Annotated in this window: 20 protein-coding genes; 4 read left to right on the top strand and 16 right to left on the bottom strand. The window is 49.5% G+C overall.

Annotated features, from left to right (window positions below):
* The 5 genes from CFERDRAFT_RS10980 to CFERDRAFT_RS10960 all read right to left on the bottom strand — a co-directional run.
* A partial coding sequence (locus CFERDRAFT_RS10980) for a hypothetical protein (RefSeq protein WP_156778077.1) occupies positions 1–733 on the bottom strand: 733 nt, incomplete at its 3' end.
* A 24-nt stretch (positions 734–757) separates the two neighbouring features.
* A complete protein-coding gene (locus CFERDRAFT_RS10975) occupies positions 758–1,114 on the bottom strand; it encodes a hypothetical protein (RefSeq protein ID WP_006367290.1) in 357 nt (118 codons plus the stop codon).
* 81 nt (positions 1,115–1,195) lie between these two features.
* Entirely contained in the window at positions 1,196–1,546 is a 351-nt protein-coding gene (locus tag CFERDRAFT_RS10970; RefSeq protein ID WP_006367303.1) for a hypothetical protein, read from the bottom strand.
* Between the two features lie 258 nt (positions 1,547–1,804).
* Entirely contained in the window at positions 1,805–3,163 is a 1,359-nt protein-coding gene (locus CFERDRAFT_RS10965; protein ID WP_040433793.1) for a sigma-54-dependent transcriptional regulator, read from the bottom strand.
* Positions 3,164–3,198: 35 nt separating this feature from the next.
* A complete protein-coding gene (locus tag CFERDRAFT_RS10960; RefSeq protein WP_006367301.1) occupies positions 3,199–5,238 on the bottom strand; it encodes an ATP-binding protein in 2,040 nt (679 codons plus the stop codon).
* A gap of 277 nt (positions 5,239–5,515) precedes the next feature.
* On the opposite strand from CFERDRAFT_RS10960, the gene CFERDRAFT_RS10955 reads away from it, so the two are divergent.
* Complete coding sequence (locus CFERDRAFT_RS10955; protein WP_006367289.1) at positions 5,516–5,743, top strand: YgaP family membrane protein; 228 nt, start codon at positions 5,516–5,518, stop codon at positions 5,741–5,743.
* Positions 5,744–5,785: 42 nt separating this feature from the next.
* On the opposite strand, the gene CFERDRAFT_RS10950 is transcribed toward CFERDRAFT_RS10955, so the two are convergent.
* A complete protein-coding gene (locus tag CFERDRAFT_RS10950) occupies positions 5,786–6,484 on the bottom strand; it encodes a fibrobacter succinogenes major paralogous domain-containing protein (protein ID WP_006367300.1) in 699 nt (232 codons plus the stop codon).
* Between the two features lie 326 nt (positions 6,485–6,810).
* Between CFERDRAFT_RS10950 and CFERDRAFT_RS10945 the strand changes: the two genes are divergently transcribed.
* The 3 genes from CFERDRAFT_RS10945 to CFERDRAFT_RS11780 all read left to right on the top strand — a co-directional run bounded on the left by CFERDRAFT_RS10945 (position 6,811) and on the right by CFERDRAFT_RS11780 (position 8,161).
* Positions 6,811–7,197, top strand: coding sequence for a hypothetical protein (locus CFERDRAFT_RS10945; RefSeq protein WP_006367299.1), 387 nt, complete (start codon positions 6,811–6,813; stop codon positions 7,195–7,197).
* 105 nt (positions 7,198–7,302) lie between these two features.
* On the top strand, positions 7,303–7,617 hold the full coding sequence (locus CFERDRAFT_RS10940; protein ID WP_006367298.1) for a hypothetical protein: 315 nt from the start codon (positions 7,303–7,305) through the stop codon (positions 7,615–7,617).
* Between the two features lie 205 nt (positions 7,618–7,822).
* Complete coding sequence (locus CFERDRAFT_RS11780) at positions 7,823–8,161, top strand: hypothetical protein (protein ID WP_006367297.1); 339 nt, start codon at positions 7,823–7,825, stop codon at positions 8,159–8,161.
* A gap of 75 nt (positions 8,162–8,236) precedes the next feature.
* Here the strand turns inward: CFERDRAFT_RS11780 and CFERDRAFT_RS10930 are convergent, their stop codons facing one another.
* From CFERDRAFT_RS10930 to CFERDRAFT_RS12600, 10 genes are all read right to left on the bottom strand, one after another.
* Positions 8,237–8,449, bottom strand: coding sequence for a M48 metallopeptidase family protein (locus CFERDRAFT_RS10930; RefSeq protein WP_006367288.1), 213 nt, complete (start codon positions 8,447–8,449; stop codon positions 8,237–8,239).
* Between the two features lie 176 nt (positions 8,450–8,625).
* Positions 8,626–9,933, bottom strand: coding sequence for a type II toxin-antitoxin system HipA family toxin (locus CFERDRAFT_RS10925; RefSeq protein WP_006367296.1), 1,308 nt, complete (start codon positions 9,931–9,933; stop codon positions 8,626–8,628).
* Positions 9,930–10,277 (bottom strand): helix-turn-helix domain-containing protein, encoded by a 348-nt coding sequence (locus CFERDRAFT_RS10920; RefSeq protein WP_040433791.1) that lies wholly within the window; start codon positions 10,275–10,277, stop codon positions 9,930–9,932. The genes CFERDRAFT_RS10925 and CFERDRAFT_RS10920 overlap by 4 nt, the downstream gene beginning before the upstream one ends.
* Before the next feature lie 173 nt (positions 10,278–10,450).
* On the bottom strand, positions 10,451–10,738 hold the full coding sequence (locus tag CFERDRAFT_RS10915) for a type I restriction enzyme endonuclease domain-containing protein (protein WP_006367295.1): 288 nt from the start codon (positions 10,736–10,738) through the stop codon (positions 10,451–10,453).
* 381 nt (positions 10,739–11,119) lie between these two features.
* A complete protein-coding gene (locus CFERDRAFT_RS10910) occupies positions 11,120–11,836 on the bottom strand; it encodes a M48 family metallopeptidase (protein WP_006367294.1) in 717 nt (238 codons plus the stop codon).
* On the bottom strand, positions 11,837–14,926 hold the full coding sequence (locus CFERDRAFT_RS10905) for a type I restriction endonuclease subunit R (RefSeq protein WP_006367293.1): 3,090 nt from the start codon (positions 14,924–14,926) through the stop codon (positions 11,837–11,839). It abuts the gene before it with no gap.
* Positions 14,927–14,988: 62 nt separating this feature from the next.
* Positions 14,989–15,408 carry a type VII toxin-antitoxin system HepT family RNase toxin gene (gene hepT, locus CFERDRAFT_RS10900; protein ID WP_006367292.1) on the bottom strand — a complete coding sequence of 140 codons (420 nt, stop codon included), beginning with the start codon at positions 15,406–15,408 and terminating at the stop codon, positions 14,989–14,991.
* A complete protein-coding gene (gene mntA / locus CFERDRAFT_RS10895; protein ID WP_006367291.1) occupies positions 15,393–15,791 on the bottom strand; it encodes a type VII toxin-antitoxin system MntA family adenylyltransferase antitoxin in 399 nt (132 codons plus the stop codon). Before mntA ends, hepT begins: the two co-directional genes overlap by 16 nt.
* 84 nt (positions 15,792–15,875) lie before the next feature.
* Complete coding sequence (locus tag CFERDRAFT_RS10890) at positions 15,876–16,403, bottom strand: hypothetical protein (protein ID WP_006367286.1); 528 nt, start codon at positions 16,401–16,403, stop codon at positions 15,876–15,878.
* Between the two features lie 170 nt (positions 16,404–16,573).
* Positions 16,574–16,822, bottom strand: a 249-nt coding sequence (locus CFERDRAFT_RS12600; protein WP_040433789.1) for a hypothetical protein, incomplete at its 5' end; no start/stop codon positions are given.

The raw sequence follows: 16,822 nt of genomic DNA, 5'->3' as shown, positions 1-16,822 counted from the left end.
AGAGCCTGACTCCTGTCCGGTCATCAATAACGGGTGAAGAGAGCGTAAGGGAATTGACCCATTGTCCGGCATTTGCAGACTCTTTACTGCTGCCCGTTGTCACGATCCTCCGCCCCCGATAACCCTGGCGGACAACTGTCGTTCCCGCACTGAGGGGTGAGAGGTAGTGCCTGTATCCGAGTTCGGATAAGAACGCAATGTTTCTTCCGCCCTCCATCGCTATCTGCAACCCTCCATACAACTGGTGTTCCAGATTATCCATCTCTTCAAACTGATCATACCCTCTGTTGAGCAGGCTGTAACCGGCAAGCACTGTCAAATGATCGTTCCGGGGTAATTTGGTATCCACAAATCCCGCATATTCCTGATAGTCATAGAGCTGATAATTGTCCCCGTCTATCCTTGTTTTTGCCCGTACTCCACTGCGAATCCATCCTTTATTTTCAAGATTGCGCTGCACGGAAAGGGTTATTTGAGGCAGGATATAGTTGCGATCTGCATGATCAGTGAAATTGATGGAGCTGCCCTCGAATGATGCCATGGCGCTCCATTTCTCCCAATCCCATGCATGCGCCACAGATATCTCCGCTTCAGTAACGAGATCTTTTTCGGGAGAGCTGTTTCGAAAGACATTGCTATCTGCGCTTCCTGAAATTGAGGCTTTGCTCTTCCACTCTGCTTCTGCTACCATTGGCCACAGCGCAATAATTGCCATACTGAACAATAACCTCATAATCCTATCTGTTTGTATCATGTTTTACCTTCTGCCGGATCGGCCGTTAGATCCACCTGCAGCGGAGTTCCTTGCACCTCTTTTTCCGGCAACACCTTCATCGCTGAACATTCCGGCTCCTGACTTACCGCCATAGGCCGCTGGCGAGCCACCAAATGTGTTCGGGTATCGCTCCCTGTTCTGGATGATATCATTGATACCATCGCAATCTTCATCAATGAACTGCAGTTTGTTTTGCGTGGCACGGCTCTCCTTTTGAGCGGAATTGCCTACAGAACCGGTCATCGTTTCATTCGCTGAATCACTGCCTAAAGCTGCACCTGAAAAAAAGGTACTCGTTACAGCAAAAAGAGTACATAGTGATATTTTGGTGATCAGCATTACACGTCTCCTCGTAAAAAATGTCAGGTCCGGATGTTGTGCACAAACTGCCGGACCTGAAATACAAAATACCGTACGACCTTAACGGGCAGCCTTTCCTGCTCCATGCGGCCCTGTGCCATCAAGAACGGGTGTTCCTGTCCCGCTACCTGAAACCGCACCTCTTCCGGCACCCGATCCATCCCGGGGACGCACATAGTCTGGATCCTGGCCATCAGGAATCCCGTCATTGTTTGTATCCCTTGCCCTGTCATTGATTCCGTTATTATCGGCATCAACAAAGCCCCTGTTGCTGCTTCCGGTACCGGTTCCGCCCATACCCATTCCACCACCCGCACCGCCCCCTTGCGGACCCCTTGCATAGAGTGGATTCGATAGTGAAAGCGTGATGATTGAACCCGCTATCATCGCCATTCCAATAATTTTTTTCATGGTAACTGTTCCTTTTCATTGGTGATTGTATTCGCTACAAACGGCAGAGTTCGTTCTATTCCGATGCTCCACCACCTGTTAGAATCAATTACTGTGCCAGAAAAGAGATGAGATTCGTATATACCTATCATATAAGCATTTAGCTGGTAATGCCCGGTAATCAGGGCCATGCACTCCTGCCCATTGTTTCGACCAGCTGGTCGTCGGCTCGACGATATGGTCGATACAGGCTTCAGCGGAGAAGAGGTGTTTGAGCGGTTATTTCATGCTGTACTTTTTGAGCTTGTAACGCAGGTGCCGTTCACTGATACCAAGGAGCTCGGCAGCTCTTGTCTGCACCTGACCAGACTTGCTGAGTGCATCAAGAATTAAAGACTTCTCGAAGGCTTCCACCTTTTCCGGAAAGGTTTCATCGCCTGACATCACCGGTTTCGAGCTCTTTGGAGACTCATTGAGCCTGACGGGAAGATCGCTTTGCATGATGGTTTCGCCGCGCGTAAGCACGACTGACTGCTGAATGATGTTTTCAAGTTCCCGGACGTTTCCGGGATAGGAGTATTTCATAAGCGCGTCCATCGCCTCTCTTGAAATTCCGGCAATCCGTTTGTTGTTTTCCGATGCAAAGCGACGCACAAAGCCATCAACCAGTGGAGGAATATCTTCACGTCGATCCCTGAGAGGCGGAATTCGTATGGAAACAACATTGAGCCGATAGAAGAGGTCCTGGCGAAAGGTACCCTCTCTGATCATTGCTTCGAGGTCCCGGTTTGTGGCGGCGACAATGCGGGCATTGGCCTGGAGCACAATATTACTGCCGATGCGTTCAAATGTTTTCTCCTGCAATACCCTGAGCAGCTTGACCTGGAGGGAAAGAGGAATTTCACCCACCTCATCAATGAAGAGTGTGCCTCCCTCAGCCGTTTCAAATCGACCTTTCCTTTGCCGGTCGGCTCCGGTAAAAGCCCCCTTTTCATGCCCGAAAAGCTCGCTTTCAAGGAGCGTATCCGGAAGTGCCGCACAATTAACTGCAACGAATGGATGGTTGTGACGCGAGCCGGAAAAATGTACGCTTCGGGCAATCAGCTCCTTGCCTGTACCGGTTTCGCCGGTAATCAGCACAGAAGCATTGCTGTCGGCAATCCTCCCCGCAACATTGAGCACCTGGCTCATCGCACTGGATTCAGCTATAATTCCATCAACACTGAAACGTTCGGTGAGTTGCTGACGAAGCAGGCGATTTTCGCTGATAAGCTGTTTTCGTTCAACAATATTTCGTATCAGCACCTGCAAGCGGTATAGGTCGATCGGCTTGGTGATGTAGTCGGCAGCGCCAAGTTTCATGGCATCGGTCGCTGATTCCACCGTACCGTAGGCGGTCATGATGATAACCTGTATTGAGGGATTTATCTCCTTGATGGCTTCAAGAAGTTTTACCCCGCTCATGCCGGGCATCCTGAAATCGGAGAGCACGATATCGACCGCACTGTTCCGGATGTTCAGAATTGCCTGTTCAGGGTTAGCCGCCTTCAGCACCCGGTAACCTTGCTTGGAAAGAAAACCCGCAAGGCTCTCCAGTTGCACCGGCTCGTCTTCGACCACCAGAATCGTGTAATCCATTATCTCGTTCTTTTTATGTTGCGGACAGTAACCATTCATGACCGGGGCAGCACGATTCTGAAAATGCTCCCCCTGTTTTCAAGACTTTCGACTTCAATAACGCCCCCGTGTGACTGGACAATCTGGTTGGCTATGCTCAGACCCATTCCGGTCCCATCCTCTTTTGAGGTAAAATAGAGATTGAATATCTGAGAGCGCAACTCCTCGGGAATTCCCCTGCCGGTATCGGCAACTTCAATGAACGCGCTGCCGGTGCGCTGACCTGTCATGACGGTCACTTCACCGCCCGGCTCTGTCGCTTCGACCGCATTCCTGACAAGATTGAGCAATACCTGCTGCATCTGAGCCCTGTCGATCGAGATTTGGCATCCGGAAAAAGCTGTGAGCGTAAAGCGCACTCCCACGGTCTCGGCTTCACCCTCCAGTACGGGTCGGTATTGCCTGATAAAATCATCCAGATCAGTTGGCATCAGCATGAGCTTCGGAGGGCGGGCAAATTTCAGGAATCGCTGGATGATGGCATTGACCCGGTGTACTTCGGAAACGATAGCTCGAACCAGATGATGATACTCCTCTCTCTCTTCAGCCGGAGAAAACTCCATGTCAAGCCGCTGCCCCAGAACACCGATAGCGTTGAGCGGATTGCGGATTTCATGTGCCACCCCGGAAGCAAGTTCACCCATGGCGGTGAGTTTTTCCTGACGCTCGATCACCCGCTGCATTGAGCGCTGTACCGTCATATCCCGCAACACGACAAACGCCCCGTCAGGATAGTTCTCCGTACCGTTGATCAGAGTGAAATGACCCGCAAGGATTAATTGAGTGTTGTTGATGCGGCAATCGAACTCTTTTGTGCTTGCAGTTGTCTGGCGGTTCATAAACTCCATGATCAATGTTCCGCATTCGGGAAGAATAGCACTGAGAGAGTGGCCGATGGCACCGGCCCCTGTTATGTTTAAAAGCTTTTCTGCTGAGCTGTTGAGCAGGGTAATGTTCCCCCCGGTGTTCACGGCTATGACTGAATCCGCCATATTTTCGAGAATGGAGGAGGAGAAAAGCTTTTCACCAAGCAGGGCATCCTTGACCTTCAATTCATTGCGTCGTGTAAGGATAAGGTTGAATACCGCCAGACCTCCTATGGATGCAAGGCCCAGAAGCAGTATAATGCGAATTTGCAGCTTCTCTGCCGCCTCCATAAACGGATCGGTTTTCAGTCCGATGCGAAGTAATCCGAACCTGCTGCCCTGGTAGAAAAACGGTTTAATCACCTCAAAAACCTGTTTGCCATTGAATGTGGTAAACCTTGTGGTCGATCTCTTCTGTTCAAGCGCTCGCGACAGGATCGGGTCAGACTGTATGGTTTCGGCTTCGGTTACATTGGAGGTCGCGGCAATGATAGCGGAGGAGTCCTGCCAGATGATATAGGCAATCCCGGCAGCATCGGTGCCTGTTCGCTGAATAAGTCTTCCCGGCCCGATCTGCTTCTGCATGGCGAGAAGCCTTGTTGCATCAACATTGCCGACAATCGCACCACCCCGCCGTCTGGCAACGGCAACAACCAGTCGGGGCCCTTTGCCGGATTCGCTCTCCCTGATTCCGAGGTTGAGTACCTCTGTTTTTCCGGAAAGAATCGGCATGAGCTGACTGGCTGGTTCACAGTTCCGAAAAAGCGGTGTATGATCGGGCGGTGTGTTCCATGCAATTCGATTGCCGTTACGGTCAACAATAGTGATCCGGTACATTCCGCTTTTACCGGCAATTTCAGTAAGATTTTCGGATGTCAACGCTTTCTGGCTGTCCATGCGCTCTATCAGTCGCAACTGATCAGCAAGCCCGCCGGTGATGAGACCATTGATCTCGTTATAGCCGATCAGTGCTGTTTCTGCGCCTTCGGTAAGAAAATGAATCAGCAGTGATGACTCCTCGTGCATCAGGTTCTCAATCTCTTCCATGCGGGCTTTATAGTGCAGAAAGGCTGTAGCGGAGAACGCCATGACCAACAAGAAAAACATCCCGGCAAGATAGTTTGGCGGGATTGGCAGCGGACGCCAATGTTTTTTATTCCTGCGTGTCATGCGTATCGGTATTGTTGCATTACCTCATCCATCCGTCACGGTTAATTTGATGCTCCGGCAAACAGAGCAATCACCACACCAAGCCTGAAAAATCCCGGAAGCACCGCTATACGTCCGAAATACTATAGCTCCGATCACTGCCCGCCTTCAGGCACCAGTTACCCAAAGAGCCCGTGAGTTGATCATTGCTTGCTATAAAACAATATCGTATTATTACTTTGACAACGATGTAACTACTACAGATCGAATCTCACTCAACCCTGAACAGTGAACTCCAATGCAGAAAAATGTTGGTCAAACAGATAAAATAATCCGGATTGTTATCGGGATTGCCATTATTGCCGCAGGAGTCATCAATCAGTCGTGGTGGGGAGCTGTTGGCCTTATACCGCTTCTGACCGCCTTTACAGGATTTTGTCCGCTCTATACCCTGATCAAGACCTCTACCTGCGGAAGTTGCGGTTGTGGTGATAAACCAAGGGACAATAGCTCATGCAAGCCCTGAAGCGTGCATGAGGCGGACCGGGATGAATCTTTGCGCTGCCCGTCAATCCTTGACACATCGAACTGAAAAGCCAATGTTCTTGTTGGCCATCCCTCTTCTCAGGGCTGCATCGTAGTAGCCGAGTGACCGGCCCCATGCACTCTTTGCCCCGGATTCAGTTGAAGACCATAATCTGCTGTAATCACCCGGCGGCATAAAGTATCCGTCATTATCCCGTCTGGCTCCACCCGGAAGAGCCTCAAAGCCGCTTTTACCGTTAACACTACCCTGCACTGCCCTCCAGAGTGTTGCCGATTTTATAGCTCCCCCGGCATTTTCACTTCCGCCAAGCAGCTCCCCGAGCTTGTTCCATTCAGCATCGGTGGCTACGTGCCACCCCTTCGGGGCAAGACCCCTCGGATCTTTTACCGCATACCAGTTATAGAGTTTACCGTAGATTTTTCCATGTTCAAGCCGGTTACTGTTGTAACACCACGCTCCTGTTTTCAGAAGTGCCCACGCTTCGGGATCCTTCACTTCAGGAATTGCATCACCATTCCGGTAGTGTGCCACATCAAGATTTTTTCCTGTCCATACCATGGATCCAATCTGAACAGCGTTGTAGCTGTTTCCGTCCTGATCAACCACCTTTTCAGGACGGCTGCTGCAACCTGCCAGCAAAAGAAGGAGAGTAACCACTCTGGTTACAGTAAACGCCCCTGATCGGCAAAGTGTTACACCGTTACTTGTTATCACCGCCATAGTTTTTATGGTTTATAGCCTCCACTGGCGAACATGACGATCACCTCTCCACTCTCATCGCAAAAAGCCGTGCTGCGGCTTAAAATCTCCCGGCTTTATTATAACCGTATGCCCATAATAAAGCAACCGGTCAAAAAGGTTAATGCTACAAATCAAAAAAAGTGATCCTGACCCTCCGTTTTTGGCCTCTCCCGTTGAAAAGAGCGCGTGAGATGGAAACGGATAGTGTTTACACATTTGCGAAAGGCTCCACTTTCCGCTATACTTTTAGGGTAACTGTTTATTTGTTTTAAAGAGGATATCGATAATCAATAACTCCCGATACCATGAAAAGCTTTCTTGCTGCTGTCAAGAACGGTGAAAAGGGATTTGCGATTAAAAACTCTCTGTTTCTCCCCTTTCACTGTGAGATCATCACCATCTGGATTGGCAAGGAGATGTCGATGCTGTCAACACCCGAGCAGATTACCGATCTCTGTGAATCCGGGCTTCTTGGTATTCGCACTGGCGACTCGTATACCAATCTGGTCTTCAGGAAATGGGGTAATCTTGCCAAAGAGCTGGGCCATGACAAGGGGCATATTATTCTGCAGGCGGCAGAAAAAGGTTCCGATATCTTCAACAGTAAAAATCTCCATTACATCCGTATCGGTTTTCATGATCATCAAAAAGAGCTCTCCCTGGAGATCATCGATAATCCTCTGGATCTTTAGTTTGCCATAACCGGATTCCAGGGTTCGCCCTGCATGGCATGGCCAGCATCACACTGGCTTCCGGTAAAAAATGAGTAGAGAAGTAAAAATCAGCGTTACACCACCATGAAGAAACAACTGCAAGAAATTATTGACCAGATCGAAGCGTGCAGATTCAAAACGGCTTATGAGGCACTGAAAGCGATGAGTACGGACCCGTCGATTTCCGAGGAGCTTGTTGAAGTAGCTGAACTTGCAAGAATTGAAATAGGAGTAACCGAAAAACGCAAAGAGCTGGAACCGAAGGGCGGATTTTATGCGAAATGTGCGGTATTGAGGCTGCAGGAAGCTCTGGGTGATACTGATGCCGCTGAACGGCTGCTGCTGCTGAAAGAGCAGATGAATCTTACCCTGGATGCGCAGGTAAACAGCAGGAACTGATAGGAGGAGTATCGCACCTCCCCACTTTTGGCGCACGCTTCTGCCCTCTCTTTGTTTGAGCTTACTGCCCGGGGCTTACTAATCCACTGCCCCATGCAAAGGGAAATAATCAAAAATAATTTGTAATTTTTACAATCAAGGATAAAACACAGAACAATTTACCCTGTCATCTGTTGACCTCTTTGTTAACCAAAAAATCAAAATCATGAAAAAAACAGCACTGTTTGTAACCACGGCTTTCTTTGCACTCTCTCTCTTTGCTCCGACGAAAACCTTTGCTGTAAAGAAAGATGATAAAAAGGCTCCTGCAAAAACCGAACAGGTGAAGGCCGTGAAAGCCGAAACCGCCAAACCTGCCGAAAAAACCGCTGTTAAGGCCGCCGAAAAGCCTGTGGCCAAGCCAGCCGTTACCACGGCGGCGCCAACCAAGAAAGATGGTACTCCCGACATGAGATTCAAGGCCAACAAGGAGGCAGCCAAACCTGCCGGACCGACCAAAAAGGATGGAACCCCCGACATGAGATATAAGGCAAACCAGAAATAGATCAGGACAGCATCAAATTACAAAAGCCATCCGGGGCTCTCCTTCCGGATGGCTTTTTATTTTCAGATCACTCTTTTACCGTGGTTGACTTGCAATCTTCCTTAACGCGGCTTCTTGCATCTCATACTCGCCCAGATGGAGCCGCATCAGGCTTTTCCAGAGCTTGCCGTGGTTGGGAACGAAGAAATGGAGCAGTTCATGAACAATAACATAGTCCCAGAGCGCCTGATCGAGCAATAACAGTTCGACATTAAAGTTCATGTGTCCATTGGTGGAACATGATGCCATTTATTTTGCATTGTGCGCATACCAAGCCATGCCACCTTGACATCAAGTTTTTCTGCCCAATAGAAGGTTCGTTTTTTAAATGCACGTTTTTGATCCGGTTCTGCCATTATCCAATACACAAAGCAAAGCAGTACGATTTAGTCTGTATCGGATTCTCTCCTTTCATCTCTCATTCCTCATTTAAAGCCCTCCACTCTCAGCGTTGGTGCAATCTTGTCCCGTTGCTCCGGACTCACGGATGATTCATCCGCATAGTCCCGCCATCGTGCAACAACTTTCCGTACTTCAGCAATGATGGTTTCCGCACGTCCGCGCTTCATGGAAGCGCTCTTCGCACACGCCCTGAAATCCTCCAGCGTAAATCCATTCTGCTTGCCGTTCATCGTCATCTGATGGCTCGATGTCCATTTTCCGCCCGGTTGATAGCTGTAAGTCATGTCGAACGCGGGCGAAAGTGACCAGTTTCCCGACCTGTCCATCAGAAAGGCAATGTTCTTGACATGGTCATCCTGATTGCGGGCCACAATGTTGAACACCATCCGCCGGAACTGCTCCTCGATTGCCGCCATCGGCAATCCCAGTCGGCGGATTACCTGCAGCGCCTGCTCGTAACCGTAGGCTCCTGCCTGATTGAAATCATAGTGTGCCATCCCGCAAAGCGACTGCATGTGCAGCTTGCCTCCACCTTCAAGCCGGTCGAACCGCTTCGTCATGAAATGGCGACGGCCGTTCTCCTCGAACATACGGCAAGGGTTCATGGTGATTCCTGTATCGACCGCCATCCGGTAATAGGCATGCTCGATCGCGCCGTATCCCCTGGGGTCTTCCAGCTCCTTATCCCTGTTGCCGCTTACACCATCGAACTTCATCAGCCAGTATTCGAATCCCTTCCCGGCCGTCACCTGTCCCGACCTGACTTCGTTCGTCTCCGGATTCCAGGCAATCACCGCCTTTGCCCGCGCGCCACCGGCAGAGGTGCCGATCCGCAATATATCCTTGAGTGCCTTTTCCCGCCCCTGATCGTGGAACCAGCTCTTCAGATCGTTACGATGGGTCAAAACCTCCGAAGCCAACGCCACCAGTCTGTCGACATCGACAGGGGATGAACCGGACACACCCAGTCGGGTTGCCGGCGCATATTCCAGTGCACCCATACCGCGCGAACCCGTATAACAGAGACGCTCCACGGCATTAAACGACTCCGGCATGCGACCGGAACGGGCAAGCCAGGCATCAATCAACGCACTGCCGAACCGGTCCGGCAGCGAATCCGCCAGGAGCCCCGGAAGACCATGGAAGGTTTCCGGATTCAGCGCCGGAAAGGAGTAGAGGCGGCTTGAGAGAGGCATCATCAACGGTGCCAGCTCGATACCGCTACCGGTAAAGGCTGGTTCGTACTCAAAGGTTACGACCGTCGCATGGTCATCCAGCGACACCGCACCGATCGTGCGTCCCCACAGGTTTACCATTGCTGTCGTGCTCATGCTTCGTCACCCCACGTCCAGTGTTTTTCATCCGTTGGATTCCTCTTGCCGCTTGCTCGTTTCCGGGCCTTACCTTTCAGCTTCAGCAAATCCATCGGACGCGGTCCCGCCACCGGCACCAGAGCTTCCAGACGATCCAGCAGCCCCAAAACCCGCAGAATCCGGATCATCGTCGAGATCTGCGTTGTGGCCCCGGACTCTACACGCTCCACGGTCCGCTTTGATACGCCCGCCTGTTCCGCAAGCATCTCCTGGCTAAGCTGCATCTCAAGTCGCCGCTGCGCAAATCGCTTGCCCAGCTCCCCGAGAATCGCTTCATCCGTCAATAATCCTTCAATCTTCATCAAGAACCCCTGTTTTATCCTATATCACATATCGTATTTTTTGACGACTTATAGAATAAATATAGACATATCTCTTAATTATTGACGAATTAATAATCCTAAAATCATCACAGTCATTCATCATTCGCAGGAAATGCACACAAGCAGAGCCAAGCAACTTCTAATACAACTTTTCACACATAGATCCCGGCATTGCGTTCGGGATAGCTTTCATAGACGTGCTCGAACAGGGCGGAGCATTTCTGTCGGTAGAGTTCAGGGGTGTAGGCAAGGGGCAGTCCATAGTCAAGGGTATCTTCGATGGCAAGTTTCAACTGTGAGCGAGCCTCGATTTTGTGGCGCCAGTTCAGCACCAGCAAATCCTTGAGTTTCGCAAGCAGTTCACGGGCAACCTTTTTGACCTCGTTGCGCTCCTCTGTAGTGAGCTCAAGCAAATACCTTGAAAAAAATGCGCCGGTCATTACGAAAGATCCAGGAGGAAATCTGGCGGTTCCATGAAATCCATCTTTGTTATGAACGAACCGGTGAGGTTTATGTCAAACAGATGCGTACAAGCGAATTTACAAACGAAGTTCAGCAAATTCTTGATCTCTGAGTTTTGGCACTAAATGGCACAACTCGGGGAATTACAAAAGCCATCCGGGACTCTCCTTCCGGATGGCTTTTCATTTTCAGGTCAGCCTTTTACCATAGTTTGCCATGGTTGGGAACAAGTCCCAAACCCGCAAACGTCTCCGACTGCTTCCGCAAGAAACGCGGTCACAAAGAATAAAAGCGGGAAAAGACAGGGAGAGTCTCCCAAACTCACTCACGGCTTTTTGTTGACTGTTTATGAAAAACATTCAATAATCCCACTCCTCATGCCTTACGGGCAGGCGATTCAGGTCATCCCGGAGAGAGCGCCATTTCGGCATAAAGTTATCCATGAGTGCAGTAAAACGCTCATTGTGGTGACGCTCAAGAAGGTGAACCATTTCATGCACAACAATATATTCAAGGCACTCTTTCGGCTTTTTGGCAAGCTCAAGGTTTATCCATATTCGCTTTGCCTGCGGGTTGCAGGTACCCCATTTCGTTTTCATCTTCCTGACGCCGAACTCACTCACCTTCACGCCAATCCTTTTCTCCCACAGGGCAATAAGGTCAGAAACAGCAACCTTCAACTGCTTCCGGTACCACTCATCAAGAAGCTCCTCTTTTTTCTCATGACCGGTTTCAGGCCGGACATGCATGAGTATCGTACTATGCTGCAAGGCAACAGCAAAAGGGGCCTCTCTCTCAATGATTTTAAGCAGGTAGCGCTTTCCCCAGAGATAGTGGCTCTCACGGTTCAGGTACTCCCGTGGAGTTTCGCGCTCCTGCCGTCGCAGCTTCCCCTGCTGTTTTTTTATCCAGCCAAGCCGTGAAATGGCATAGACCCGGATGGTATCAATATTCATGTGCGAAGGCGCAGAAATACGTACCCTGCCTGTCGGCGGGTAAACACTCAGATGGATGTTCCTGATATCCTTCAGCACCACATCAACCGGAATATCCCCTATATCAACTTTGGTAACCATTCAATACTCTCTTTGACGCTCAATAACAAGGAACAGCCGCTCTACTTCATCCTCATCCTGCAACACATCAAACAGGGCTTTCTTGATAACATTCTCCTTCGGTTTCACTCCACGCCAGCCATTCGGCCTTACCTGTTTGACCGTTTCGTCTATCATCATCGCAAGCTCTACTCTTGTCGCCTGCTCCCCGTTTTCTCCCCTCTCACTCTTCAGGTTATTATAGAGTGCCCGACGACCGGGAGTATTGAGTTGATCGGGAGTCTCTTCACCATGGCCAGATTCAACACGTTTGGCAAGCTCAGCTATTCGCTTGAGCCAGGCTTCATATTCAACAGCTTTCTGATGACGCGATATAATAAGCTCGTCAAGCAGCGTTGACATGCGATCATAAAATGCCGGATCGTTCAGATGATCCTTGATAATCTTGCTCCGAACATTGTTCTCGATGGTTTCAGCAATCGCATCCCTGCTGCTTTTGATTCCATCGGGCAGAGTTTTGATCGCCTCGGCAATGCCTGATTTCACAATCAGCTCCAGTAGCGGCATATCATCAAAGGGAGAGATCTTGCGTGGCTCATCGGCTTCAATATAGGTATCAATCAGGTGACGCATATCAGCCTCATACGCCTTCAGATCAATACTTTCCCCACTGGCCTTGCGGATGATTTCACGCAGCTTGAGATAGCGGTCGATATTCAGTTTGAGTCGATGCACCTCACCAGCATTGTAGCCTGCTGAATCAAGCTCATCGGCAATACCGCCGTAGGCTCTGACAAGCATGGCCGTAGACTTGTAGAGCGCTGAACGAATCGGTTCCCGCTCTTCAAGTTCAGCCGATATTTCACTGTTCCCGCAGAAATAATGGATATGCTGAAGCTCCCCTTTTGGTGGCTCAACCGGCTCACACAACAACGCGAGCGCTTCCAGTGCGCCCTCCAGCCTCTCCCGTCCCTTTTCAAGCCGGTCCTGCATCAGAATGTCACACTCGCCATCGCTGCCGGTGTGATCCAGCTCCGAGGTGTAGACGGTATAGACCTTCAGGGCATCATTGACCTTGTTGAAGAGATCCTTGTAGTCAACGATGTAACCGAACTCCTTGTCCTCTCCGTCAAGGCGGTTGGTACGGCAGATCGCCTGAAAGAGGCCGTGATCCTGCATGCTTTTATCGATGTAGAGAAAGGTGCAGCTCGGTGCATCAAAGCCAGTCAGCAGTTTATCGACAACGATCAGGAGCTTCATTGTCGCAGGCTGTTCTTTGAAAAGCTTTTTGGCGCTGTCCTCGTAGCTCTCGGTTTGTGACTTGCCCGCCGCAGCTTCAACTCCCAGCAGGATTGCCGTGTAGGTGTTGTAGATAAACTCCTTGTCCGTCTCCGTATTGGCACCTGTGTCTTCGGTTGTGATATCCCTCGTCTGCGGATTGTAGGAGGTCACGACCGCACACTTGCCTTTGTATACGGATTTCTGAAAAAGTTCGAAATACTTGCAGGCCTCATAGATGCTCGAAGCAACGAGAATAGCGTTTCCCCGATGGCTGCTGAGACGGGGTTTTACACTGAAATCAAAAACAATATCGTTGACTACCCGATTCATCCGTGACCGGGAGCTGAGCACATGCTGCATGGTTCCCCACTGTTCTCGCAGGGCAGCCCTCTGCCACTCGTTCAGTCCCTTTGTTTTGGCATCAAACCATCCGTCAATTTTCTCCTTCGAACCAAGCTGCTGGTCGATATCACGCGCTTCATAGACCAGATCAAGCACCACCCGGTCTTCAACCGCTTCATTGAACTTGTAGGTGTGGATGTAGCTCCCGAAAACTTCAAGGGTGGTTGCTGCATCTTTTTTCAGAAGTGGCGTTCCGGTAAAGCCGATAAAGACCGCATTCGGCATGAAGGCTTTCATGGTTCGATGCAGCTTGCCGCTCTGTGTGCGGTGGCACTCATCAACAAAGACGAAAACATCCCCGACAGCGTGGCCGGGCTGCGACTCCACCTCTCTGATAAAAGTATCAAAATTATCAACCCCTTTCCGGCCAAACTTGTGCACCAGCGAGCAGAGCAGGCGCGGAGAGGGCTGACCAAGCTGCTTCATCAGGTCACTGCCGCTTGTTGTGCGCTTGATTGACTCCCCAGCATCGGTAAAGACTCCAGCAATCTGCTTGTCGAGCTCATCGCGATCAGTAACAATCACAACACGGGCAGCAGGCTTGTTCTCCAGAATCCACCGGGCAAGCAGCACCATAACAATACTCTTGCCGCTCCCCTGTGTATGCCAGATGATCCCTCCACTGAAGGCATCCACGTAGCGCTCTGCTGCCTTGACTCCGAAATACTGGTGCACCCGTGGCAACTTCTTCACCCCGCCGTCGAATACTACGAAATCATGAATCATCTCAATCAGACGGGACTTTTCGCAGATCTTCAGCAGATACTTGTCGAGTTTGAAACGGGAGTTATCCTCCTCATCCTCCTTCCATTGCAGAAAGTACTTCTCCTCCGTGCCGATAGAGCCATACTTCAGCCCTTCCGAGTCGTTGCCTGCAAAAATGAGCTGCACGGTTGAAAAGAAGGGGGCTATAAACTCCGGACGTTGATTGACAAGGCTTTGACGGATGCCGTCACAAAGTGATTTGCGGCTGTTCTTCAACTCCAGCACACCAACGGTAATTCCGTTGAGGTAGAGCACAATATCGGGACGTTTGTCGTGCTGGCCGCAAACCGTCACCTCTTCGGCAATGGCAAAGTCGTTCAGCTCCGGTTGCTCGCAGTTGATGAGTTTGACGGTTTCAGTATACTCCCCGGCAGCAGCTTTTATCGACACACCATAGTGCAGCAAACGGTAGACATTCCGGTTGTTTTCGTAGAGCGTTCGGTTGGGGTTATCGGCCTCAATACGCAGTTCATGAATGGCCTTGGTAATCTGTACAGGAGTGTAGCCGCTCTTCAAAAGATAGGCTCTGAGCAGCCCCTCTTCAATGTTGCTGTTGCCCTGGCGATCTCTCCAGTCGCCGAGATAGCGATAGCCGAGTTCGTCACGGAACAGGTCAATAACGCGGTTCTGCGTTTCACGCTCAGCGTTGCCGATTATGCTCAAGCAATTACCTCCTCTAACAACGAGAGATTACTTTGCATAGTTGATATATCATTGTTACTGTATTACTGCGTATCAGCAAGTCTTGCAACGGCTGAGGCAAACTCTTCAAAATCCTGAAGATGTGCAGTCGCAATAGCAAACACGATTACCCAGTTAATGGTCTCGTAGTTATGGACAGCGATATTACGAAACCCGACGGCTTTCTTCATGCGATCAGCCAAATCAGCACTGATTATTCCTGCTTCACAGAGAATATCGAACGTTTTTCCCATGGTGGCGGGAGGAGGAAACTCACTTCCGGCAATAATGTGTGTTCCAATATCAACACACATTTGAACAGCACGGGTAAGGTTGAGGGCTAGAATATCCTGGGCATCCAAATCATTACCAAACGCGGCCGCATTTGCAGGGCATTTCTCTTTGACCCTGAGAATAGAGCGACGCAAAGACTCAAGTTTCTGCTCAATTAACGGCCAATCCATGCCTCTCTCCTCTCCTTCAGAATTCTTCTCTGGTAAGGCACAAAATCCGCCTCATTGTAAAGATGTTTTAGCAGCAGTTCAGCATAGCGAGTATCACTGCCGACTATTCTTCTTCCTCCGGATATGATCTGGCCAAGCAAGGGTTCGCCTGCTGTTGCTAAATCAATCAGGTCAACAGGGCGTCCGACAACTGTTGCCAGATCTGCAATCAATGCCATTGTTTCATCAACACTGAGTGTATGGTCAGCACCGACCGCAAGATCAAGATCACTGTCATGATGAGCAGTGCCTTTAGCCAACGAACCAAACAACAGCGCAACACTAATAGCGTTGTGCCGTTCAAGAACATGCTTTATCTGCGTATCAATACTCTCTCTCATCATGCGTTTACGGTTCGATTGCCCAACTCGTCCATACCCTTCACCTGAAAGCTCAAGCCTCCATCCAATGAAATAATTAATCTTTTTTTACGTAAGAATATATTCATTTAAACGCTCTCCATCACAGCTTGTAATTTGGCTCTGCGTTTCACGCTCAGCGTTGCCGATTATGCTCATTGCAATACCTCCCACTGGCCACGATTGGGCAACCTCCGACAAGGTCATTCCCGGATATTGGCCCCAAGCAGTCCAAAAATGCATTCCGACGTTTCTACCTGCTTTTGTACCAGCATTTCTACGGGCGTTATGTTGGCAGTCTCCCCCCAAAACATGCTCGGCAAGGAAGTGAAACACTGTCCACAACCCGGTCTGCTCATAGCGCAATTCCGGTGCAGGAACCCCTGCCGCGGCACACTCTTGCATGATTCGCTCAATACCCCGGCCCCATGCTTCGATCATGCCTGCAAGAAATAATGTATTGGCTACAAAAATCCATTTCAGATACTCATCCCGCCACGACTCCTTCCACTCAATATGCTGGTTCACTTGCATTATTGAATTTTTGATTGCTTTAAAGGCATCTGCCAGTATCAGTTCAGGACTTTCCTGAAGCATTTCAAGAATACGATAAGGTGTTTTGACTGGAGTTATTTCTATAACTATCTTTGTTAGTTCCCCTGATAACCAATAGCTTTGGATAGTTTGTAGTGTCTTTCGTAGGACGAAATTAATTTATTCATGTGTATACGTCCAGTTTTTTTTGATTACCAATACCAATGAACAGCTTATTTGTCTTTTAATAATGGCATTCGTAAGTCTTCTCGAACTTCATTCTTATTATCAATGGCATCAGAAGAAATCTTTATTCTAATAAACATAAAGCATAATGCCGACAAAACAAAAGGAATCAATGAGTATAGATTATTTTCCATAAAAGGAACAAAATCATAGTCATATTTGTAAATTATTTTGACAATTAAATCCACCACACCAAGAAACGAAAACATAAAAATAGCTACACTTATGGTATAAGA

The organism is Chlorobium ferrooxidans DSM 13031 (assembly GCF_000168715.1).
GTDB classification, from domain to species: Bacteria; Bacteroidota; Chlorobiia; order Chlorobiales; family Chlorobiaceae; genus Chlorobium; species Chlorobium ferrooxidans.
Note: the sequence above shows the minus strand (reverse complement) of the source record. Positions and strands in the feature narration are given on the sequence as shown.